The sequence below is a fragment of the Pedobacter sp. D749 genome (assembly GCF_019317285.1).
Taxonomy (GTDB): Bacteria; Bacteroidota; Bacteroidia; order Sphingobacteriales; family Sphingobacteriaceae; genus Pedobacter.
In genome coordinates, this window is record NZ_CP079218.1 from 1,971,721 (window position 1) to 1,995,547 (window position 23,827).

General features: G+C 37.7%; 16 protein-coding genes, 1 tRNA gene and 1 other RNA gene. 10 read left to right on the forward strand and 8 right to left on the reverse strand.

The genetic code is table 11. The features are described from left to right. Positions 1-178: 178 nt before the first annotated feature. A tRNA-Lys gene (locus tag KYH19_RS07875) sits at positions 179-251 on the reverse strand. A 494-nt stretch (positions 252-745) separates the two neighbouring features. On the opposite strand from KYH19_RS07875, the gene KYH19_RS07880 reads away from it, so the two are divergent. Both KYH19_RS07880 and KYH19_RS07885 read left to right on the forward strand, forming a co-directional pair. Then, positions 746-2,032: a sugar MFS transporter gene (locus KYH19_RS07880; protein ID WP_219078246.1), complete on the forward strand. Its 1,287-nt coding sequence runs from the start codon at positions 746-748 to the stop codon at positions 2,030-2,032. A 154-nt stretch (positions 2,033-2,186) separates the two neighbouring features. Continuing rightward, on the forward strand, positions 2,187-2,693 hold the full coding sequence (locus KYH19_RS07885) for an HAD-IIIA family hydrolase (RefSeq protein WP_121287851.1): 507 nt from the start codon (positions 2,187-2,189) through the stop codon (positions 2,691-2,693). 759 nt (positions 2,694-3,452) lie between these two features. On the opposite strand, the gene fsa is transcribed toward KYH19_RS07885, so the two are convergent. Together fsa and ffs are read right to left on the reverse strand one after the other, a co-directional pair. After that, the gene (fsa, locus tag KYH19_RS07890; protein ID WP_121287853.1) at positions 3,453-4,112 is read right to left on the reverse strand and encodes a fructose-6-phosphate aldolase; all 660 of its coding nucleotides are present in this window, start codon (positions 4,110-4,112) and stop codon (positions 3,453-3,455) included. 87 nt (positions 4,113-4,199) lie between these two features. Continuing rightward, an RNA gene (gene ffs / locus KYH19_RS07895) (signal recognition particle sRNA small type) lies at positions 4,200-4,299 on the reverse strand. A gap of 422 nt (positions 4,300-4,721) precedes the next feature. Here ffs and gltB point away from each other — a divergent pair. Together gltB and KYH19_RS07905 are read left to right on the forward strand one after the other, a co-directional pair. Beyond that, complete coding sequence (gene gltB / locus KYH19_RS07900) at positions 4,722-9,221, forward strand: glutamate synthase large subunit (RefSeq protein WP_219078247.1); 4,500 nt, start codon at positions 4,722-4,724, stop codon at positions 9,219-9,221. 3 nt (positions 9,222-9,224) lie between these two features. Beyond that, positions 9,225-10,691, forward strand: coding sequence for a glutamate synthase subunit beta (locus tag KYH19_RS07905; RefSeq protein ID WP_219078248.1), 1,467 nt, complete (start codon positions 9,225-9,227; stop codon positions 10,689-10,691). Between the two features lie 637 nt (positions 10,692-11,328). On the opposite strand, the gene KYH19_RS07910 is transcribed toward KYH19_RS07905, so the two are convergent. After that, positions 11,329-12,531, reverse strand: coding sequence for a DUF763 domain-containing protein (locus tag KYH19_RS07910; RefSeq protein WP_219078249.1), 1,203 nt, complete (start codon positions 12,529-12,531; stop codon positions 11,329-11,331). A gap of 714 nt (positions 12,532-13,245) precedes the next feature. Between KYH19_RS07910 and KYH19_RS07915 the strand changes: the two genes are divergently transcribed. Then, positions 13,246-14,349, forward strand: coding sequence for a metallophosphoesterase (locus KYH19_RS07915; protein ID WP_219078250.1), 1,104 nt, complete (start codon positions 13,246-13,248; stop codon positions 14,347-14,349). Here KYH19_RS07915 and KYH19_RS07920 read toward each other — a convergent pair. Then, complete coding sequence (locus tag KYH19_RS07920; protein WP_219078251.1) at positions 14,335-15,402, reverse strand: sensor histidine kinase KdpD; 1,068 nt, start codon at positions 15,400-15,402, stop codon at positions 14,335-14,337. The genes KYH19_RS07915 and KYH19_RS07920 overlap by 15 nt on opposite strands. 150 nt (positions 15,403-15,552) lie before the next feature. Between KYH19_RS07920 and KYH19_RS07925 the strand changes: the two genes are divergently transcribed. Further along, positions 15,553-17,025 carry a glycoside hydrolase family 130 protein gene (locus KYH19_RS07925; protein WP_132399686.1) on the forward strand — a complete coding sequence of 491 codons (1,473 nt, stop codon included), beginning with the start codon at positions 15,553-15,555 and terminating at the stop codon, positions 17,023-17,025. 383 nt (positions 17,026-17,408) lie between these two features. Here the strand turns inward: KYH19_RS07925 and KYH19_RS07930 are convergent, their stop codons facing one another. Beyond that, positions 17,409-19,679, reverse strand: a complete 2,271-nt coding sequence (locus KYH19_RS07930) for a glycosyltransferase family 4 protein (RefSeq protein ID WP_219078252.1) — start codon at positions 19,677-19,679, stop codon at positions 17,409-17,411. A gap of 130 nt (positions 19,680-19,809) precedes the next feature. Here KYH19_RS07930 and KYH19_RS07935 point away from each other — a divergent pair, with 130 nt between their 5' ends. Further along, positions 19,810-20,580, forward strand: coding sequence for a Ku protein (locus tag KYH19_RS07935; RefSeq protein ID WP_219078253.1), 771 nt, complete (start codon positions 19,810-19,812; stop codon positions 20,578-20,580). 232 nt (positions 20,581-20,812) lie between these two features. Here the strand turns inward: KYH19_RS07935 and KYH19_RS07940 are convergent, their stop codons facing one another. Next, positions 20,813-21,931 (reverse strand): alpha/beta hydrolase, encoded by a 1,119-nt coding sequence (locus KYH19_RS07940; protein ID WP_219078254.1) that lies wholly within the window; start codon positions 21,929-21,931, stop codon positions 20,813-20,815. A 136-nt stretch (positions 21,932-22,067) separates the two neighbouring features. Between KYH19_RS07940 and KYH19_RS07945 the strand changes: the two genes are divergently transcribed. Genes KYH19_RS07945 through KYH19_RS07955 form a run of 3 tightly spaced genes read left to right on the forward strand, consistent with a single transcriptional unit; the run spans position 22,068 to position 23,437 of the window. Next, a complete protein-coding gene (locus KYH19_RS07945) occupies positions 22,068-22,436 on the forward strand; it encodes an STAS/SEC14 domain-containing protein (protein WP_219078255.1) in 369 nt (122 codons plus the stop codon). A 17-nt stretch (positions 22,437-22,453) separates the two neighbouring features. Continuing rightward, complete coding sequence (locus tag KYH19_RS07950) at positions 22,454-22,606, forward strand: hypothetical protein (protein WP_219078256.1); 153 nt, start codon at positions 22,454-22,456, stop codon at positions 22,604-22,606. A gap of 24 nt (positions 22,607-22,630) precedes the next feature. Further along, a complete protein-coding gene (locus tag KYH19_RS07955) occupies positions 22,631-23,437 on the forward strand; it encodes a mechanosensitive ion channel family protein (protein ID WP_219078257.1) in 807 nt (268 codons plus the stop codon). A 4-nt stretch (positions 23,438-23,441) separates the two neighbouring features. On the opposite strand, the gene KYH19_RS07960 is transcribed toward KYH19_RS07955, so the two are convergent. Further along, complete coding sequence (locus KYH19_RS07960) at positions 23,442-23,810, reverse strand: response regulator transcription factor (RefSeq protein WP_219078258.1); 369 nt, start codon at positions 23,808-23,810, stop codon at positions 23,442-23,444. Between the last annotated feature and the right edge of the window lie 17 nt (positions 23,811-23,827).

Consider the following 23,827-nt stretch of genomic DNA (forward strand, 5'->3'; position numbering starts at 1 on the left):
TTTAAGGGTTTTATTTCTCTTTGATATTGTTTCTTGTGATCCCGCTGGGATTGGCTTAGTCCCGCAAAACCGCGAACCTGGTCCTGAGCCTTTTACAAATCGAACCCATGCCGGCGCTTCTGTTCGAATCCCAGGGGGGATAAAACAAAAAAACCTCACATTTCTGTGAGGTTTCTTGTGATCCCGCTGGGATTCGAACCCAGGACCACTACATTAAAAGTGTAATGCTCTACCAGCTGAGCTACGGAATCTACTTTGTTTAAAAACGTTATCCGTTTCCTTTAAAGTGGTGCAAATATAGGGTTATACACTGTTTCATGCAAATAAAAAATCGAGAAAGGTGTTAGTGTATTGATTTATAGGCAAATTAATTATTTAGCGCTACTTTTTAAATAGATTTAACTGTTTTATTGCGTTGATTTAATGTTAATCCATGCCCGCATCTTTTATTGCGCTATTTTTTTGCTAACACGCTCCGTATCATAATGCTAATCAAATAAAGGTAAAGACGAGGGAAAGGCAAAACAAGTTTAAGATTCTTTCCTTTTGAATATTGCAAGGTTACCGGGTGATTTTGGGAAAGAAAACGGCTATTAATGCCGGTCTGGAGCATACCTGTTTTAGGTGCTTGAGCACTAATACAAAGCCTTTTTTGTTAAAGTTGAAATTACGCAAACGTTTGATCGATTTTTATTAAATATTATTGTTTAGTTTGGTCCAATCAAATAAACCGAACCAAAACTTTATGCAACAAACACCAAGGCCAGGTCAAACCCAAGGGCCGAAACCGCTTATTATTATTTGCGCCCTATTCTTTATTTTTGGTTTTGTAACCTGGGCAAACGGAACCTTAATTCCTTTCTTCAAATTATCTTTCGGATTATCAAACTTACAGGCCTTCTTTGTAACCTTTGCATCATACATGGCTTACTTCTTTTTAGCGCTGCCATCATCGTGGATCCTGAAGAAAGTGGGTTTTAAAAATGGAATTATTTTAGGTTTGGTAATTTTAGGACTGGGCTCTTTAATATTCATCCCTGCAGCCCAAACCAGAACTTTTGGTTTGTTTTTAACCGGGATTTTTGTTCAGGGAGCTGCATTGGCTTTGTTGCAAACAGCCTCAAATCCATACTTAACTATTATTGGCCCGATAGAAAGTGCTGCAAAACGGATTAGTATTGCAGGGATCTGTAATAAATTTGCCGGAATGATTGTGCCTTTGGTTATGGGCAGTTTGTTTTTAAAAAATGCCTCAGAAGTAGAAAAAAAGATCAAAGCGGCAACCGGAGCTGTTCACGAGCAGTTATTGAACGATGTTTTGGGTCGTGTAAATATGCCTTACATTGTTTTAGCCATCGTTTTTTGCCTTTTTGCCGTTTTTATTAAATTTACTGACTTACCTGAGGTGGAGGTTGAAGAAGATGTTATAGACGAAAGTAAAGGCGCTGTTGTAAAACATCAAAGCATATTCCAGTTTCCGCATTTATTCCTTGGTGCCCTTTGTATTTTTGTGTATGTAGGCGCCGAGGTAATGGCAGGTGATATTATTGGTATTTATGGACGTGAGTTAGGTATTACCGCCGAGATTAGTGGTAAGTTAACTTCCATTACACTGTTTAGTATGTTAATCGGCTACATTATCGGTATCGTTACCATTCCCAAATACATCTCCCAGCAAAAAGCCCTTAGAGTATGCGCTATTTTAGGCATTATCTTCACCATTTTATCTTTTGCCATTTCGAGTTGGTTTGCTGTAATTTTTGTAGCCTTATTGGGTTTAGCCAATTCACTTATGTGGCCTGCAATTTTCCCGCTGGGCATTAGCCACTTGGGTAAATTTACCAAAATTGGTTCGGCGATTATGGTAATGGGGATAGCAGGCGGAGCCATTATGCCGCTCCTTTATGCTTTTTTAAATGAAAAGTTACATGTTAACTTTCAACTGGCCTATCTTTTAACCGTATTGCCTTGTTACTTATATATCCTGTTTTTTGCGATAAAAGGCCACAAGGCAGGATTGAATTTAAAATAACCAAAACCAAATAAATTTTATGATTAAGCCCGATCGCATTAAAGATTGGGCTTTCTTTTGTCCTTAATTTTCAGTTATTTTGGCGAATGATAAACGAGATCTAAATCATATATCTCACATCTTGATACTTGATACTCAATCCCCATATTAAATAATGAACAAAGCTATTTTTCTCGACCGTGACGGTGTACTTAACCACGAAATTTACGATTACATCTGCCGTGTTGAAGATTTTAAAATCTTAGATTATCAAATTCCGGTATTAAAAAAGCTATTTGATGAAGGTTATCTCTTAATCGTAATCACAAATCAAGGTGGTATTGCCTTAAAGCGCTATACTGAACAAGAACTGGCCATTATGCATCAAATGCTCCGCAACGCTTTTGTGGCTAAAGGAGCTGATATTGCTGGCTTTTATTATTGCCCGCATCACCCAACTGTTGGCGGCGAATGCAAATGCAGAAAACCAGCTTCCGGAATGATTTTAGATGCCATTGATATGTACGATATCGACCCGGCACAATCTATCATGATCGGCGATAAGCCAAGAGACGTTGAAGCCGCAAATGGGGCAGGAGTAAAGGGTATTCTGATTGAACCTGATGAGCAGATTAGTTATGAGAAGATTAAGGAAGTCCTTAGTCGTGAGTCTTTAGTCTAGAGTCTCCGTGGAGGGTGCATAAAAAGAACAAGTTAAAGTATAGTATTCATTTATGGCTTAAGGATATGATCATTTGGGCGTTTTAACACGCTGTACACTATATCTTTTTGGCTGTCCTTCGACTAAGCTCAAGATGACAGCCAAAAAGGATGCCGTTTCCATCGTTAACGCAGAAATGCAGCAATTACTTACGAAGTTTAGAAAAGGGAAGGAGTGGTGGGTAACTTCGTCAGTCAGAAGCATGTGGATTTCGAATGCGCTTTTCCCACTTAATACTTACGAAATCCTTCCATGCGCTTGCCCTTTGAGATTTCGTAAGATGCCTTGGCCACCTAGCCCTGATTGAAATGGCATTCCGGTTTCCGATAAATTTGTTATTATTGAACATTTACCGGAATATAATGAAAAGCAGGACTACAGAAACCTATAAGAACTGTTTCTGCGCTCCAAAAAATCATGTAAAATGGAAGAGGGGAAACGGATGATGGAACCTGCAATTTGCAATAGCAAGCGCCAATAAAGCCTTAATAGTCTTAACTTCTTAATGGTAGAGAAAATGGAAAATGGAAGAGGGAAGATGTAGCCTGCGCTTTTGCCCATCATCCATTATACATCTTACATTATCCATCCTACCTTATCCATTATACATCTTACATTATCCATCCTACCTTACATTGTCCATAAAACAAAAAATCCTAAGTCTTAAACCGGAAACCCGACTCAAAACTTAGGACCTAAAGACTTTCAACTTTATTATTCTTATTTGCCAGCAGCTTTAGCGTGGTCAGCTAAAAATGTAGCTAAACCGCTATCTGTTAGTGGGTGTTTTAATAAACCTACAATAGCAGCTAACGGTGCAGTAATTACATCAGCACCTAATTTAGCACAGTTTACAATGTGTAATGGTCCGCGGATTGATGCCGCTAAAATCTGAGTTTCGTAACCGTAGTTATCAAAAATAGTTCTGATATCTTCAATTAAAACCAAACCATCGCTAGAAATATCATCTAAACGGCCTAAAAACGGAGAAACATAAGTAGCTCCTGCTTTTGCAGCCAATAAAGCCTGTCCGGCAGAGAAAATTAAAGTACAATTGGTTTTAATTCCTTTTGAAGAGAAATATTTAATGGCTTTAACACCATCTTTAATCATTGGTACTTTTACCACGATTTTAGGGTTTAAAGCAGCTAAAGCTTCACCTTCTTTAACAATCTCATCGAAAGTAGTCGCAATAACTTCAGCACTTACATTATCATCAACGATATCGCAAATGGCTTTATAGTGGTTAATTACATTTTCTTCGCCGGTAATACCTTCTTTAGCCATTAAGCTAGGGTTGGTGGTTACGCCATCTAAAATGCCAAGATCTTGTGCTTCTTTGATTTGATCAAGATTTGCTGTGTCAATAAAAAATTTCATGGTTTATAAATTCTTAAATATTTGAGTTTCTATGATTGAACCCTGAAGAATTTAATTCCCCCTTCAGGGGATTAAGGGAAAAGAAAAAAAGGGCAAGCACCTTCTATCGCACCGCTACAACCTTCTACCCTTGCTGTGTTCCCACCCTGGGGGAGTTCAAAGGGAGCTGGTCGTAAAAGACTTGCCCGGCCACAAAGGTAGAAAAAGAAGTTGTTTCACGAAATGCATTTTTGCATTTTTTTTATCTTTTAGGCTATGTGGCTGATTAGTAAATTAATAAAATTGAAATGTGTATTTTTAAACAACAGGAGGAAATGCAAGTTAAATACCTTCATAATCGAGATATTTATATTTAAATTATATATTCATAAATAAACCAATAATTAAAACGATTTATGTCTGATTTTGGTTGAAAAAATGAATTAATTGTATAATATTATCATTGTCAATATGATAATTTTTTAAATGAATAATTGTCATTTTTTTAATAGAAACACTTTAAATTGCCTAAGGACTAAAATTATTCTAAAAATCATGTCAACTCTGTAATTTAAGGTTTGTTTTTTATATCTTAGTGTTTCCTATACACTAACAACTAACGAGCAAAGAATGGAACCAAACAGTGGATTGTACGATGCGCAATTTGAACACGATGCCTGCGGTATTGGGTTTGTTGCGCATGTGAAAGGGCGAAAATCGCATCAAATCATCTCTGATGCACTTACTATTTTAGAGAATCTAGATCATAGAGGGGCATGTGGAGCAGAACCAAATACAGGCGATGGTGCAGGTATTATGATTCAGATTCCTCACGAATTTTTTTACGACGAATGTTTAAAAGCTGGCTTTAGCTTACCAGAAACCAATAATTATGGTGTTGGTATGTTATTTATGCCAAAGGATATCAGATCCAGAGAAGAGTGCAGAGAATTGATTTACCGTGCCGCCGAAAAACTAGGCCTGGAAATTTTAGGCTTTAGAAAAGTTGATGTTGACACAACAGATATTGGCAATATGGCCCTTTCTGTTGAGCCAGAAATTGAGCAGGTATTTATCGCCCGTCCTTATGCGGTAGCGCCAGGTGCTGATTTTGAACGTAAACTTTATATTTTTAAAAATTACCTGATTAAACTAATCGTAAACACCGTTCATGGTGGTAAAGATTTTTATATCGTTTCGCTTTCTGCGCAAACCATTATATATAAAGGTCAGCTAACTTCATTACAGGTACGTACTTATTTTACCGATCTTTCTGATAAACGCATGGTTTCGGCTTTAGGCCTGGTTCACTCGCGTTTTGCAACCAATACTTTCCCTTCATGGAGGTTGGCACAACCATTCCGCTTTATTGCACATAATGGTGAGATCAATACTTTACAAGGAAATTTAAACTGGTTCAGGGCAGGCGTTAAGTCTTTTGCTTCTGCTTACTTTACACCAGAAGAACTGGATATGTTATTGCCGGTAATCGACGAGACCAACTCCGATTCAGGTTGTTTGGATAACGTTATCGAATTATTGCTTCATGCAGGCAGAACTTTGCCTCATGTATTAATGATGTTGGTTCCGGAGGCATGGGATGGCAATGAAGATATGGATCCTGTTAAAAAGGCGTTCTACGAATTCCACGCTACTTTAATGGAACCATGGGACGGACCTGCGGCCATTGCTTTTACCGATGGTAAATTAATCGGTGCAACTTTAGATCGTAACGGGCTTCGTCCTTCCCGGTATGCCATTACTTCAGACGACCGTGTAATTATGGGCTCTGAGGCTGGTGCATTAGCCATCGATCAAAGTACTGTAATCGAAAAAGGCCGTTTAACGCCAGGCAAAATGTTCGTGGTGGATATGGAGCAGGGCAGAATTATCAGCGATAACGAAATTAAAGGAGAAGTTTGTGGTAAAAGCCCATATAGCGATTGGATTAATCAATACCAGATCCGTTTGGAGGAATTACCGGAGCCACGTGTAATGTTCACCGGCTTATCTACCGAGTCTATTTTTAAATATCAACAGGTTTTTGGTTACAGCAGGGAAGATATTGATCTTTTGCTTAAGCCAATGGCTATCGAAGCCAAAGAGCCAATTGGTTCGATGGGTACGGATACCCCGCTGGCTATTTTATCAAAACGTCCCCAGCATTTATCATCTTATTTTAAGCAGTTATTTGCACAGGTAACCAATCCGCCGATAGATCCTATCCGTGAAAAGGTGGTGATGAGTTTGGCTAGTTTTATGGGTAGTAATGGCAATCTTTTGGAAGAAAACCCATTACAAGCACATTGCGTTGCCATTAAACATCCAATTTTAACCAACCAGGAATTAGAGAAGTTAAGAAGTATTGATACAGGTGTTTTCCAGGCGAAAACTTTACAGACTTATTTCAGGGCTGATGGCAAGCCTGGTGCTATGGCAAAAGCCTTAGACCGTTTGTGCCGCTACGCGGTTGATGCGGTTGAGGATGGTTTCCAGGTAATTGTATTAACGGATAGAGCTATTGACTCTGAGCATGCTGCAATGCCTTCTTTATTGGCCGTTTCTGCTGTACACCATCATTTAATCCGCAAAGGATATCGTGGTGCAGTGGGTATTGTGATAGAGGCCGGTGATATTTGGGAAGTACATCATTTTGCCACGCTATTGGGCTTTGGTGTTACCGCAATTAACCCTTACCTGGCTTTAGAAACCATTAATGAGTTTAAAGAAGAGTCAGGTTTATCAGTTGAGCAATTGACTAAAAACTATATCTACGCAGTAAATAGTGGATTACTTAAAATTTTCTCTAAAATGGGCATCTCTACCTTACAGTCTTATCAAGGTGCACAGATTTTCGAAATTTTAGGTTTAAATAAACAAGTGGTGAATACTTATTTCACTGGTGCAGTTTCACGTATTGGTGGTTTAGGGCTGGATGAAATTGCAAAAGAAACGTTAATTAAACATCACCGCAGTTTTGGCCCGGTAACACAAACCGAAAACTTGTTGCCAGCAGGCGGAACGTATAAATTCCGACGTAAAGGTGAAGCGCATTTGTTTAATCCGCAAACCATTCACTTGTTACAAAACGCAACACGTAAAAACGATTACAATATATTCAAACAATACTCTAAATTGGTGAATGAGCAAACACAGCAAGCTTATACCATCCGTGGATTGTTCGAATTTAACTATAGCCGCCCTTCAGTACCCTTAAGTGAGGTAGAATCAACCGAGGCCATTTTAAAACGATTTGCAACAGGAGCCATGTCATTCGGTTCAATTTCTCATGAAGCACACTCTACTTTAGCGATTGCCATGAACCGTATCGGTGGAAAAAGCAATACCGGCGAAGGTGGTGAAGATGAAATGCGTTATACTAAATTGCCAAATGGCGATAGTATGCGTTCGGCTATTAAACAGGTTGCTTCTGCACGTTTTGGTGTAACGAGTTATTATTTAACCAATGCTGACGAGTTACAGATTAAAATGGCTCAGGGTGCTAAACCTGGCGAAGGTGGTCAATTACCAGGACACAAGGTAGATGACTGGATTGCAAAAGTTCGTCACTCTACGCCAGGTGTTGGTTTAATTTCACCTCCACCGCATCATGATATTTATTCGATCGAAGATTTGGCTCAGCTGATTTTTGATTTAAAAAATGCCAACCGTACCGCAAGAATCAATGTGAAATTGGTTTCTAAAGCTGGTGTGGGTACCATTGCCGCAGGTGTTGCTAAAGCACATGCTGATGTGATTCTGGTATCTGGCTTTGATGGTGGAACGGGAGCATCTCCTTTAACCTCTATCCAACATGCTGGTTTACCATGGGAGTTAGGTTTGGCAGAAGCACACCAAACTTTGGTGAAAAACAAATTGCGTAACCGTATTGTGTTACAAACAGATGGTCAGCTTAAAACAGGTCGAGATATCGCTATTGCTGCATTATTAGGCGCCGAAGAATGGGGTGTTGCTACAGCAGCCTTGGTAACTTCTGGATGTATTATGATGCGTAAATGCCATTTAAATACTTGTCCTGTTGGTGTTGCAACACAAGATCCGGAATTAAGAAAATTATTTACCGGTGATGCTGATCACGTAGTGAACTTATTTTATTTCCTTGCAGAAGAGTTACGTGAGATTATGGCTGAATTAGGTTTCAGGACTATCCACGAAATGATCGGTCAGGCTGATATTTTAAAAGTACGCGAACTGCCTGCTGAAGACTGGAAACTGAAACATCTTGATTTATCAGCTATCTTATATAAAGCAGAAGAAAATGGCTTGCCTTTATTTAATACAGAGGGTCAGGATCATGGTTTGGATCATGTTTTAGATCATCAATTAATTGCTGCTGCACAGCCTGCTATTGACAATAACGAACCTGTATTTGCCAGTTTCGAAGTGAAAAATACCGACCGCGCATTGGGTACCATGTTATCGAATGAAATCTCTAAAGTTCATTTAGGTGCTGGTTTACCTCCTGATACGATCAACTTTAAATTTGTAGGTTCGGCCGGACAAAGTTTCGGTGCTTTCAATACCCGTGGGGTAACCTTATCACTGGAAGGTGAAGCAAACGATTACGTGGGTAAAGGTTTATCAGGTGCGAGATTGGCTATTTACCCATTCTCTAATTCAACTTTTATCCCTGAACAAAATATCATTATCGGTAACGTAGCCCTTTATGGCGCAACTTCCGGCGAGTTATTTGCCCGTGGTAAAGCAGGTGAGCGTTTCGCGGTACGTAACTCTGGTGCAACAGCTGTTGTGGAAGGAGTAGGCGATCACGGTTGTGAATACATGACCGGTGGTGAAGTGCTGATTCTTGGTGATACCGGAAGTAATTTCGCTGCTGGTATGAGTGGTGGTGTAGCCTGGATTTATGATGCCAATGGAACTTTTGCACGCAAATGCAATAAAGAAATGGTCGATCTTGATCCATTACAAGCTGAAGATGAAGAACGTATTTTAGCTTTACTTAAAACGCATATCCGCTTAACGGATAGTAAAGTAGCTGAGTTTATCTTAAGTGATTGGAAAACTCAATCTGCTCATTTCGTAAAAGTATTCCCTAAAGAATACAAAGCAGTTTTAAGCAAACGTAACCAACAAGTAAAAACACACTAGGCCATGGGAAAAGTAACAGGATTTCAGGAATACGATAGAGTTGCACCCACCAGAGAAGCGGCTGCAACACGTGTAAAACACTATGGGGAATTTTTAAATGAATTACCCTCAAAAGAATTAAACAATCAGGCTGCCCGTTGTATGGATTGCGGCGTACCTTTCTGCCAGTCAGGCTGCCCATTGGGTAACGTGATACCAGAATTTAACGACGCAGTTTATCAGGGTAAATGGGAATTAGCTGCCAATATTTTATTAAGTACCAATAATTTCCCTGAATTTACAGGCAGAATTTGCCCCGCACCATGCGAATCTGCATGTGTATTAGGCATCAACCGTCCACCGGTTTCTATTGAGGAAATTGAAAAACATATCATTGAAATTGCTTTCGAAAAAGGATTTATCAAAGCAAAAGCACCATTAATCAGAACTGGTAAAAAAGTGGCTGTAATTGGTTCAGGTCCGGCGGGCTTAGCTGCTGCTGCTCAGTTAAATAAAGTTGGACATGAAGTTACCGTCTTCGAACGTGATGATGCTCCGGGTGGTTTATTGAGGTACGGTATCCCTGATTTTAAACTACAAAAAAATGTAGTAGATCGCCGTATCGATTTAATGAAAGAAGAAGGCATCATTTTTAAATGTAATGCCAATGTAGGTGAGAATGTTGAAATAGGTACTCTATTACGCGATTTCAACGCCATTGTATTGGCTGGCGGTTCAACTATTCCACGCGATTTACCTATTGATGGCCGTTCTGCTAAAGGGGTTCATTTTGCAATGGATTTCCTGAAACAACAAAATAAACGTGTAGCGAGCAGAGCTGTTGAAGCGGAAGATATTATGGCTACAGGTAAAAATGTAATCGTAATTGGTGGTGGCGATACGGGATCTGATTGTATTGGTACTTCTAACCGTCATGGTGCAAAATCCGTGACACAATTCGAGATTATGCCGATGCCACCACAGGCACGTAATGAGCATATGCCCTGGCCAAATTACCCGATGTTGCTAAAAAATACTTCTTCTCATGAGGAGGGTGCACAAAGGGCCTGGTCGGTAAATACCAAAAACTTTATTGCTGATGAAGAAGGAAACCTTAAGGCATTAAAAGTAGTTGATGTGGAGTGGGAAATTGATGCGAACGGACGTCCGGTTACCTTTAAAGAAGTGGCTGGTACCGAAAGAGATCTTCCATGCGAGTTGGTACTTTTAGCAATGGGTTTCTTACATCCTCAAAAAGAAGGTTTAATTGAGAAATTAGGTGTGGAGTTAGATAACCGCGGAAACGTAAAAGCATCTGAACACACTTACCAAACCAATATCGGAAAGATTTTTGCCGCAGGTGATGTTCGCCGCGGACAATCATTAGTGGTTTGGGCCATTTCAGAAGGTAGAGAAGCTGCCCGTAAGGTAGACGAATACTTAATGGGAACAACTAAACTGGCATCTAAAGATGCAGTTGCATACGCTTAGTAGGTTTTAAATTCTATATTTTTAGGGTCGTGGTGCAAACCACGACCTTTTTTGTTTTAGGCTGTTGACAAACCTCATAAATAAGTCGTCATCTCGACTGAAGTGCAACGTAACGGAGAGATCTTTGAACTAAAGTTGAGAATGATTTCTCCACTACGGTCGAAATGACGATTTTTCGAAATGAATTATCTCGTCAAACCTTCTCTATTCTTAGCGTCTCGCTAAGACCTTTCATGTTATGTGCTATTTCTGCCACGGAAACACAGAGACCACGAAATGAATTAACCACAGATAAAGAGGATGAACACAGATTTATTAATGTCGTGAGAAAAAATGGTCTTTGGAAAGACTCCTTCGAGTTCGCTATCAATGACAGACTCCAATAGAGTGGTCGTCTTTCCCGCGCAGGCGGGAATCTTAAAGCGCTTGCATTACGATTCCCAATCAAGTTGGGAATGACGAACCGCCAAAACCTGTCATCCAACTTCTCTATTCTTAGCGTCTCGCTAAGACCTTTCATCATATGCGCTATTTCTGCCACGGAAACACCGAGACCACGGAATGGAATACTTAAAACATAATTACTGGGAAAGATCCTGAAATAAATTCAGGATGACGAATATGCCAGAAAAATAGTTTAAAACAACTTCAACTGTTCATTGTTTGGTGGTTTTTCTTTCCCAAAAATTGTTCTACCGCCATATTTCCAGCTTTTAGCACGTTCTTTTTGAATTACCTTTTCAAAATCCATATTCGGAATAAAGTCTTTTTCTGCATTACGCGCAATTTGATGCAATGATTTAATGGCTTGTTGTTTATCGGTGTTTCCAATCTTCGCTTTTTCAATTGCTTTTTGTAAAACATTTATCGTTTCATCATAAACGTTTACCGGAACAGGGAAGGGATGCCCATCTTTGCCTCCATGCGCAAAAGAATAACGGGCGGGATCGGTAAACCGTGAGGGCGTACCATAAATTACCTCACTCACTAAAGCCATAGATTGTAAGGTTCTTGGCCCCATGCCTTCGAGTAATAATAATTCTTCAAAATCGCTGGGTTGCTTTTCCTGGGCCAGCCACAAAATACTTCCCAAACGTTTTAAATCTACATCTTTCGATTTTACCTCATGATGATTGGGCATTACCAGCTTTTGTATTTCACTGAGCATCCGTGTTGGCGATTCAGCCGTCATACTCATCATACTCTGCCTTGCCTGATCAGCATCATTAGCCGTTAGGTTCAGGATCTTGCCTTGATTAATACCACAAATGCCTGTATGTGGTTCTTCTACAAAAGATTTTAAATTTTCAGAATGCCAGTGGTATCTTCTTGCAGTTGAGCTGCTATCGCTCATGCCTTGTTGTACCACTGCCCAATCGCCTTCGCTGCTTAAAATAAAACTATGAAGGTACAATTGAAAACCATCCTGAATGGCAGTATTGTCTACTTTTGCACTAAGTTTACTTGCCCGAACCAATTCGGTTCCATTTAACCCCGTTTTATCAGCAATTTTTAAAAGTTCATTTGGCGTTTCTCTGCTGTGTTTTCCTTTGCCTCCACAAATGTAAATGCCCAATTCTTTTGATAAGGGATTAATAGATTTCTTCAAAGCACCCATTACTGATGTAGTAATTCCGGAAGAATGCCAATCCATCCCCATTACCGCACCTAAACTCTGAAACCAAAAGGGACTGCTTAAACGGCGTATTACTTCTGCTTTACCATATTCCAGTAATATAGCTTCTGTTATTGCTAAACCAAGTGTAGCCATACGCTGAGCCAACCATGGCGGCACATGGCCATAATGTAAGGGTAAATCTGCGCTTCCTGATCTTTTCAATGCTAACAAAATTAGTAAAATATATTTGATGAAACTAATTTTGCCATGGAAAGAGCGGAAATAAACCAATTAAATGTATTACACTAATGAGATAGCTATTTGATGTAATGAAAGATCTTTTGAAATGCATTTGAAGACGCATAAGCTTATATTTTCTTAAATGCCTTATATGGTTAAATTATTACCGTATAATTAGAACTATTATTTTTTTATAACCATATAAGACATATAAGGTTCATTTAAGGGCTTAAGCATTAACTTATATTTTCTTAAATGCCTTATATGGTTAAATTGTTGCCGTATAATTAGAACTATTATTTTTTTATAACCATATAAGACATATAAGGTTCATTTAAGGGCTTAAGCATTAACTTATATTTTCTTAAATGCCTTATATGGTTAAATTGTTGCCGTATAATTAGAACTATTATTTTTTTATAACCATATAAGACATATAAGGTTCATTTAAGGGCTTAAGCATTAACTTATATTTTCTTAAATGCCTTATATGGTTAAATTGTTGCCGTATAATTAGAACTATTATTTTTTTATAACCATATAAGACATATAAGGTTCATTTAAGGACTTAAGCATTAACAATTTACTATTGCTTTAAGATTCCCAATCAAGTTGGAATGACGTAACGACAAAAACGATTCAAGATATTTTTTGTTATTTTAAGAAACTATTTACCAGCGAAGGCTCATTTTATACATGCGACGACTCTTACAACGTTTACTCAGTGCCTGGATTATCCGCATGTCGAATCGATTTGGTTCAAGGCCTAACCGTAAACGTATCCATGAAGCTTTAAATAAACTTTACAAAAACATCAATACAGCACCAGGGAAACGGGGGCTTATTTTCGAAATTGCTGATACTGATAAATTTATCATTTTATCAGATCAGCATAAGGGTGCCCGTGATTATGCCGATGATTTCACTTTAGCAGAAAAGAATTACCTGAAAGCACTCGAATTTTATAATCAACAAGATTTCCATTATATCAATCTGGGCGATAGCGAGGAGCTTTGGGAGAATTTGCTGGAATCTGTGATTAAACACAATCAGGCTACTTTCGAAGCAGAAAAAGCCTTTATTTCAAAAAACCATTTCACTAAGATATTTGGCAACCATGATTTATATTGGGATAATGATCCTTTAGCCGGGTTTAACCTCAATAGAATTTATGGAACTAAAATCCGCATTTACGAAGGGGCTATATTAAGGATGCAGGTGGGAGAAAGTAAACTTGATATTTTTTTGACTCATGGACATCAGGGCGATTTACAGAGTGACGGAAACTGGTTTAGCAAATGGTTTGTGAGTACCATTTGGGCACCACTACAGTCGTACCTTCAAATTAATCCCAATACGCCTGCCTACGATAATCAGCTTAAAACAGTGCATAATACATTGATGTACAACTGGATAATGACAAAAAAGAACATGGCTTTAATTACCGGACATACGCATCAGCCGGTTTTTGCATCTTTAACCCATCTGGAACGGATTTATGTGAAATTAAACAAAGCGAAAAAGGAAAAGAATGCTGTTGATCTTGCTTTTTTAAACACAGAGCTTCATAAACGGATAAAAGAAGGGGATGAAGCACCAAGCTTCGGTAAATACAAACCAGGTTACTTTAATAGCGGATGTTGCTGTTTTAGTGATGGCGATATAACGGGTATTGAAATTGAAAACGGCCTTATAAGATTAATAAAATGGTCATACCATAGAAATGCCATTCCTGAAAGAATTTTGCTCGAAGAAATGAAACTCAGCGAATTATCAGATTCAAACCTATTTAATGGGTAAGGTAACGTAAAAAGTTGTGCCCAGGTCTTTTCCATCGCTTTCTACCCATAACTTTCCTTTATGGATATCCACTAATGCATTTGCGGTAATCAGCCCTAATCCATAAGTGTTTTCCTGATTGGTGCTTACCGGACTCAACCGGGCGAATTTCATAAAAACTTTTTCCAGGTCTTCTTCAGTAAGGCCCACGCCATTGTCTTTTATCGCAATCGTTACCGCATTATCAGCTATTTCATGGGTGATGTAAATCTCTTTTCCTACTGGTGAAAACTTGATGGCATTGTTAAGTAATTCACTAAAAATCGTTGCTAATTTATCAGGATCGGCAAAAATTTCAACGGGTTCCTTAATATCAATTAAAACGGATTGATTTTTAAGCTTAAGGGATAAATTGAGTGCAAGCTTTACCTGTTCTAATATTGCTTTTAAATCTACTTTATCTTTCTTAGGCTTAAATGAGTTACCTTCTTTCCGGGCAGCGCTTAAAATACCGTTCAAATTATCAATCATCCTTTTCGATTGTGCATTAATCTTACCAGCAATTAATGCAGCTTTTTCATCAATACCCGGTATGCGTCCAAGCAATTCAGATTGAAGTGAAATGGTCGTCATCGGATTTTTAAGATCATGAACAAGCACATGTAAACGATCATCGTAGGCTCTTAAAGCTTTTCTAACTGCAATTCTGGACTCCAGTTTTTCCATCACCATATCCGCTAAATTACTCAGCATTTTTAGCTGCTGCGCTTCGGCTGTTTTAAATTTACTATCGGCAACGTAAATCAGGCCAAGAGGATAACCTTCCGGCGACATGAGGGGAGCAGAGGCAAAAAAAGTAAATGTATCATTTTTTAAAGGTAAGCCGATGGCTGATCCCATCTGAGCTTTCATAAAAATTTCCTCCTCTGTTCCGAAACCGATACCTGCATTCGGAACATCAAATATTTCAGCAGCCAATTGTGCGATCTGATCAAAAGCACTTTCTGCAGGTGTGCCAAAAATTTCGTAGTATTTTAATTTTTCTAAACGTAAGGTTTCGTCTGATGGAATCATGTTATCTGCTTTAAAAGGGAGAATAATTAAAGGTAAAAATTATGCGCAAATACTGTAAATAATATAAACAATTAAGTCGTAACTTCCGTTATTATAAAGTTGGATGACATTAGGCGGAAAGCGTTAAAATTACAATAAACAGCAAAAATAATGAGATTATACATAGAACGTAAACCTGTTAAGGTTAACCCAGATACTAAAAGAGTTATTGCACGTTTTTTTTTTAATGGAGAGGAGAGAGCATTAGAGGTAATCAGGAAGGTTTTAGAGTTTTCAGATGAAAAAGTATTTTCGCTGATATCGCCCATATTACAGGAATATTCTAAAAGACACCGGAATATTACCAAAATCCTGACCCGGCACTGTAAAAAGCTAAAAAAACAATTTGCAGCATTAGGCACCGAATTTGAAGATATTGATGAATACACCAGATTGCTGATTGGTGCTTACTTTACGCACGAATATTCAATAGAATCGGCTGCTTTTTTTAATCCCAGCATTGTTGATGATCCTGATCAAACCGATTTAGTGGAAGGTGAAAAGAGAGTAATCATCAGCTTTAGGGCCGTAGGTGAGGGGCATATTTCTTCGATTGTTTTCAGGCGTGCATTAATTGATAAAAACAATAATATCCAGGTTTTGCCAGTTGGGAATTATGTTGATGAAGCCGAGGTAGTAAAAAATGCAATTTATGTTAAAAAACTATTCCTGAAAAAAGCAGCTTATGCGCAGATTGATCCTTCTGTATTAGAAGAAATTGAATCAAAACTGGATGACAAATTTGAATATACCAGTTTGAGCAATATCATCAAAGATTCTAAAAGCTTACACAAAGATAATCCTTCCCGTTTAATCGAATACGATAAAGTGCTTTGGTTATCAGATACTTATCACACGATCACTTTCTCTAAAGATACCGACATATCTGATCGTGTAATTTTTCCTATTTCAGAATTTGAACGTAAAGGGATTGAAGATGCACGTTTCGTGAAATTTATTAAAGACGATGGAAAAGTACTTTATTATGCCACATATACAGCATTTGACGGCTCTTTGATTATCCCTAAACTTGTTCAAACTGAAGATTTTTATGAATTTAAGGTGATTCCACTTTATGGCGATGGCGCACAGAACAAAAACCTGGCCTTATTTCCAAGAAAAATTAAGGGAAAATACGTAATGATGAGCCGGATAGATGGCTGGAATAATTACCTGATGTTTTCGGATAAAGTTAATGTTTGGGAAAACCCAATCCTGTTAAAACAGCCCCGTTACGATTGGGAGCTGGTACAGATCGGCAATTGTGGTTCTCCGATAGAAACAGAAAAAGGATGGATTGTAATTACGCATGGAGTGGGTCCAATGCGCAGGTACTGCATTGGCGTAAGTTTATTGGATCTTGAAGACCCAAGTATAGAAATAGGTCATTTAAAAGAACCATTGATTATTCCCAATAATGATGAACGTGAAGGTTACGTGCCTAACGTGGTATATTCCTGCGGATCGATTATCAGCAACGGTGAACTGATTATTCCTTACGGATTGTCTGATTATAGTTCTTCTTTTGCAACGGTAAATTTAGAGCTGCTGTTGAATAAATTGTTGGAGAATAATGATAAATAATTAACGATATTTCTCATTACAACGAGGCAATGAATTTAATATCATTAAACCTCGCAGGTTTAAAAAACCTGCGAGGTTTTGATAGCATAAGTTCCTTTCCATGGTCTGTGAGTACACAGACCGAGGGTAGTGGTGAATCTAAAATCCTAAGAACCACATACCAAATTTAAATAAACCTGATAGAACGGAAAGCCCGGAGCGATGAGTGAGGACTTGAAGAGATAGCAGGACTGCTGTAACAGAAGCGTACCGAACCCTGATTTTCAAAATAATATTGACCACCTAAGTCATCTGAGACAATTTAAGGATGACCTGGCTTTTACTACAAAAAAAGGCTGGTTCGTTTCTGAACCAGCCTTAATATTTCCAGGACAAATTTATCTCTAGCTACATTTATCTGCCTCCACTAAGGGGGAAGACAAGGTTTCATATTCTGCTTCTGCTGCTTTAAGAATAGCCAAATGTGAAATAAAATAGGCCAATGTACTTTCCGCACCTTGATTTCTATTGACACTGTTAAATTGTAAGCCATCTGCACAACCATGTGTTTCAAAATCGTACAAAGGAATATGTAAGCTATTTTTTCCTAAAAACCACTCATAGCTGATATGCATTAAACTTAAATATTGATCATCTTTAGTCACCTCAAAGGTTTTAGCGTAGAGTAAAACCATTGCCATTGTTTCTATAGCCTGTTGATCGTAAATTGGATTTTTACCATGTTTTTTCATCCATCCGGCATTGCCGACAGGATTTAAATATCCATTTTCGAAAGAAAAACTATTTAAAAATTCAATACTTTCCATGGCAATTTTATACGATGCAGTATTCCCGGTAACTTCATAATGATGAAGCAATGCCAAAGGAAGTATTGCATTATCATAAGTAAGAATATCTTCAAACCAATGCCAATCGCCATCTTTATTGTCATTATATGATACCATTAATGAATTGGCCAGCAAATTGATTTCTTTTGTAATTAACTCATCACCAGGATGAGCACACAGGTAATAGGATAAACCAATAATGGTATTTGCTTTTCCACGGAGGTATTTTAATTCCCTGAAATGTGGAATAGAGTGCGAAAATAATTCTCTGCCGAATTCACGGTAAGAATTGTTGGGTGCACTGCAAACTAAGTAGCCCAATGACCAAATGGTCCGGCCAAAAGAATCTTCAGAGCCTATTTCATCCAGATAATTGCGGTTAAAACTCAAGAAATTCCTGAAATTTCCATCATCCGTTTGCATATATTGAATGAAACTAAGATAAACGGGCATCAATTTTAAAGCTTTAGGATTTTTATCCTGCCCGATAGCCATTAACGCCATAATCAAAGCTCTGGCATTGTCGTCAATACAATAGCCTTCTTTCAAATTTGGAATACCAAAACGGGCATGCTGAATTATTCCTGTATCATCTGTTAACAGTGAAATATGGTTTAAATTGAGCACTGGCATACTTTCAATATCAATAATAGGAGGAGTAACTCTTTCTGGTTTTTTTCCTGCGGTCAAAGCCTGGGTTAAGACGTTAAGATAAACACTCCCAATTGCAGGCCAGCGCAGTTTCAATCCATATTCGTAAGCATTTTGCTTCAGTTTCTGATATTTATCTTGATCACTTAAAAGTTCGTTTACAATGGTTGCCAATTGTACATCATTCTTAAAATCAAATAATTTCCCTCTGTTATCGGCTAAAAGTTCCTGCGCATGCCAATATGGGGTAGAAACTACTGCCGCACCAGCGCCTACCGCATAAGATAAGGTACCGCTGGTAATTTGGGCTTCATTTAAATAAGGCGTAATATATAAATAACAGGCTGTTAAATATTGATGCAATTCTTCTTCAGATACAAATTTATTGACGAAAGCAATATTGTTTTCAACTCCTAAATCTTTCGCCAATGCTTTTAAACTATCGCGATATTCTTCACCATTATGTTTTACCACGCCAGGATGGGTATTGCCCAAAATCACATATAAAACATCAGGATGTTGCGCTACAATGCTGGGTAAAGCTTTAATCACCGTTTCTAAACCTTTATTCCTGCTAATTAAACCAAAAGTAAAAAGCACTTTTCGATTTTTAAAAAGTTCACTTTGTGCAATTTCATTATTTGGTATAGGTTCCAGATCTGGAACTCCATGCTCTATTAATTTGATAGAAGCCTTAGGGATTTGATAAATACTGGTTAAAAATAAGACTGCTTTTTTGCTCATTACCACTATTTTAGACGATTTAACCGCAATCTCTTTAATAATGGTCTGCTGCATAAAATTAGGTTCTTTTAAAACCGTATGCAAAATGGTAATGAATGGTTTTTTTAATCTGTTAATTAAAGACAATAAAAATACACCGCTGTTGCCACCATATATACCAAATTCATGTTCAATGATACAGCTATCTACATCACTGTTATTGATAAAATCTGCAGCATCAATATAATCTTTTTGATTTTGTTGACGGATGACAAATTTTACTTCGTTTGGGTAATCGTGTTCATTAACATCATCCGATTCATTTAAGGCAACAACAAAACTTTTTTGCGGATTGTAAGCAGGATTTAAACTTAATGCGTTAACCAAATTCTGATTAAATGTTGCTAAACCACATTCGCGCGGAGGATAGGTTGAAATATAGGCGATTTTCATATGTATTTCAGATAGGGTTGATACTTAAATAACATTGCATTATCTAAATAGTTTGTGATTTCCTCAATTTACGCTTAATAAACCCAAAACAATCTGTTTTAGGAGCTTGTTAGTAAGTAAATATTAAGCTATGAGATCAATATGGAAAGGTTCGATTGGGTTTGGTTTGGTAAATATCCCGATTAAGTTGTTTTCAGGAGTCCAGAATAGTAATCTTGATTTAGATATGCTCGATGAACGTGATCAGGCAAAGATTAAATTTCTAAGAGTGAATGAAAATACACATAAAGAGGTACCTTATGAGAAAATAGTTAAAGGCTATTTTTTGAAAGACAGGTACGTTATTTTAGATAAGCACGATTTTGAAGAGGCTGCACCTGAAAAAACTAAAATTATTGAACTGGAGAATTTTGTTGATATAAAGGATATTAATCCTATTTATTATGAAACTTCTTATTATACCGAGCCTGAAAAACAAGGCAAAAAAGCTTATGGACTATTACTAAAGGCCTTAGAGAAATCGGGAAAAGCTGGTGTTGCCAGGTTCGTATTAAGGAACACAGAAAACCTTTGTGTAATCCATCCTATGGAACATGTAATTGTTATTACAAAAATCAGATTTGAACAGGAAATCAGGAGCCTTTCGGAAATTAATAAGGTTGATGATATTACCATCACCAAAAAAGAAATGGATGTAGGACTGGCCTTGATTAAACAATACAGCTCAAAATTCGACCTCAGTACATTTAAAGATGATTACAGTAATGAATTATTGAAAATCATTAAAGCAAAAGCTAAAGGAAAACGAGCAACCGTTAAAAAGATGAAACCGCAAAAAGCTTCGAGCGATGATCTATATGATCAATTGATGCAGAGTTTGGGTACTAAGAAAGGAGCGTAGGAGCTAAGCGTTTGGCGACAGGAGTAGTTTAATCGAATGATATAACAATATGTCATGTAATCAATTAATAATTTATTCTGTAGAATCTCTCCGTTCCGCTGCTCTTCAGTCGAGAGGACGACTTTTCTATTAGAATTTATAAATAGAAGTATTTATATAATCGCCTTACGCCAAACGCTGTACGAAAACTTTCCGGAGTGAAACCCTGATTTTCACTCCGGAAAGTTTTTATTTATTTAAAAGCAGCTTTTAACTGATCAGCGGCATAAGCCTGTACCGCTTTTGCTTCGGGTACAAGCAAAGCCATACCAAAGAACTCATGCGTAACGCCCTCGTAATTCCTTGTATTCACCTTAACTCCAGCAGCTTTTAGTTTATTGGCTAACATGATGCCATCATCGTGTAAGGGATCTATTTCAGCCGTGATAATAGTTGTTGGTGGAAGGCCTTTTAAATTGGCATTAACCAATGAAATTTTAGGATCTTGCGCTTCAATCATCGTGTTTAGGTATTGTTCATTAAACCAGCCCATCATTGCTTTGTTTAGCGGTTTTGCATTTTGATACATTTTATAAGATTCAGTATTCATATCCGCCTGAGCAATAGGATAGATCAAAACTTCGTGAACAGGAAGCATAATATGTTTGTCTCTGGCCATAATAGATACGTTTGCCGCTAAATTACCACCTGCACTTTCGCCAACAACTGCAATTTTTGCCGGATCGGCTTTTAAGTCTACTGCGTTTTTCACAGCCCATTCATAAGCGGTAAAAGCATCGTTATGCGCGGTAGGAAATTTATTTTCGGGGGCTAAGCGATAAGCCACAGAAACTACAATTGCACCAACCTGCTCTGCCAAAGCCTGTGCAGATGCGTTATAAACATCTAAATTGGCGATAGCGAAACCACCACCGTGATAATAAACAATGAGTGGATATGGTCCGTTTCCTTCCTTTGGGGTGTAAATACGCAAATGGATTTTGCCGCCAGTAACATCAATATCTTTACCCATGGTATCTACCTTAGGCGCCGGCACCGCAATGTTATTCTGTTTTACTAAATCCATTACGGCATCCGTTGGTGTATGGTTTTTGCGCGCATCAGCAGCGCTTAAAGTTTCTAAAGGTTTATCTCCATAACTACTTAGTTTTTCTATAACCACCTGCATTTCCGGCTTTATTGTTTTTCCCCATTCAGGGGCAGGGCCAGCAGGTTTTAATGCTGCAGCCAGTGTTGAATCAGTTGTAGTCGAATCTGTAACGGTTGTATTTTTTGTTCCACCCGTACAGGCAGAAAGTAAAACAGCCAGCCCACAAGCAAGCGTAAAAGATTTTAAGAAATTTATCTCCATAGGATTGTTTATTTATAAATATTGTTTCTATAACAGTATCAGCATGATAGTGTTTGGGTTACGACACAACTTTCAGAATTTATTTAAATAGCAAACATCTTGGTGAATTATGGTGTTCTTAAATAAAAGAAATTTTATGCTAACTGAAATAACAGGACTACCAGATCATATTTTTGGCGTAAGAGCTACCGGAGAAGTGACGAGCGATGATGTGAAGAGTGTTTTATTAACCGGCTTGCAAAGAACCGCTAAGCGATTTAAGGAAATCAGGTATTTGCTTGTGTTAGAAACTGATGTGAAAAATTTCACGGCTGGGGCATGGGTAGAAGATGTTAAAGCTGGTCTGCAAAATTTTGCCAAATGGAAAAAAATTGCTGTAGTAAGTGCGGAAAAGGGAGTGGAGTGGTTTACTGATGTTTTTACAGTAGTTACGCCAGGCAAGTCTAAAGGTTTTAAACCAGAAGAAATAGAAGAAGCAAAAGCCTGGCTCAACACCGAAGATTAATTATTAAAGAAAAGAATATGAAAAATGCTAAAACAACTGCAGAAAGTAGCAAGGCTACTGCACCGGACAATGCAAAAGCTAAAGGAGCTGATGACAAAGTAACATCAGCTAAAGATGCAAAGAAAGTAAGTGTAACTAAAGACACTTCCGTTAAACATAAAAAACCGTAATATTTAGAGAAGCCCCCTTAATTTATGAAGACTGATGCCAATAATATCAACCAATTTTATGATAAGGCTTACGATTGGATAATTGACAAAGGACCATCTGTAATTTTAGGTATGGTAATCCTTTTTTTAGGGTTATGGCTAATTAAGTTATTAGGAAAATGGGTGCAGGGCGGCATGCATCGAAAGGATGTAAATCCATCGTTGCGGCCTTTTCTAACCAGTTTAATGCTGATTACCTTAAGAATTTTATTGGTACTTACGGTAATGCAGATTATTGGCATTCAGCTTACTTTTTTAACCGTGCTTATTGGTGGTATCGGTGTTGCGGCAGGTTTAGCTTTATCAGGTACCCTGCAAAATTTTGCCAGTGGAGTATTAATTTTACTATTAAAACCTTTTGTTGTGGGTGATAATATTATTGCACAAGGCCAGGAAGGCACGGTAACCTCAATCCAGATATTTTACACCATAGTTAAAACCTTTGATAACAGAACAGTAGTTATTCCAAATAGTAAATTATCGAATGAGGTGATTATCAATATTAGCAGGGAAGGGATTAGAAGATTGGATATTGAAATTAAATTTAGTTATGGAATCGATTATGAAAAAGTTGTTTCAATTTTTAATAAAACTGTCGATGAATTTAGTTCTTGTTTAAAAACACCAGAAAGAAGAATAGGCGTGTCTGCTTTAGAAGATAGTGGTTATAGAGCAAATATAAATATATGGGTTAATGCGCATGGATTTACAGATACTAAACTCTCTTTTCTGGAAGTATTAATGAAAAACCTAAAACTTGGGGGAATAAAATTGCCTGGTATGCCAGAATAAAAGCCTATTTCCTCAGTAAAGCATAAATCTTATCCATCAATTCGTCAATGTTAAAAGGCTTGGCCATAAAATCATCTGCTTCTATACCATCTAATGAATAGTTGTTTGCATTGTAACGGGCAGAAATCATTAATACAGGAATATGATTTGTAGCCTCAGTCTCTTTTAATTCTTTTAAAAGTACCCTTCCATCAACATCAGGAAGCATAATATCCATAATTATTACATCCGGATTAAATTCCTGAACATGATTAATAAAGTTAGCACCTTTATTTAGCCCATCAACATTAAAAGATTCGCTTTCCAAAATAAGAGTTATAACATCAAGGATCGCATGGTTATCTTCAATAACCAAAATATTTTTCTTTGCCAAGTTTGAATGATTTTTTT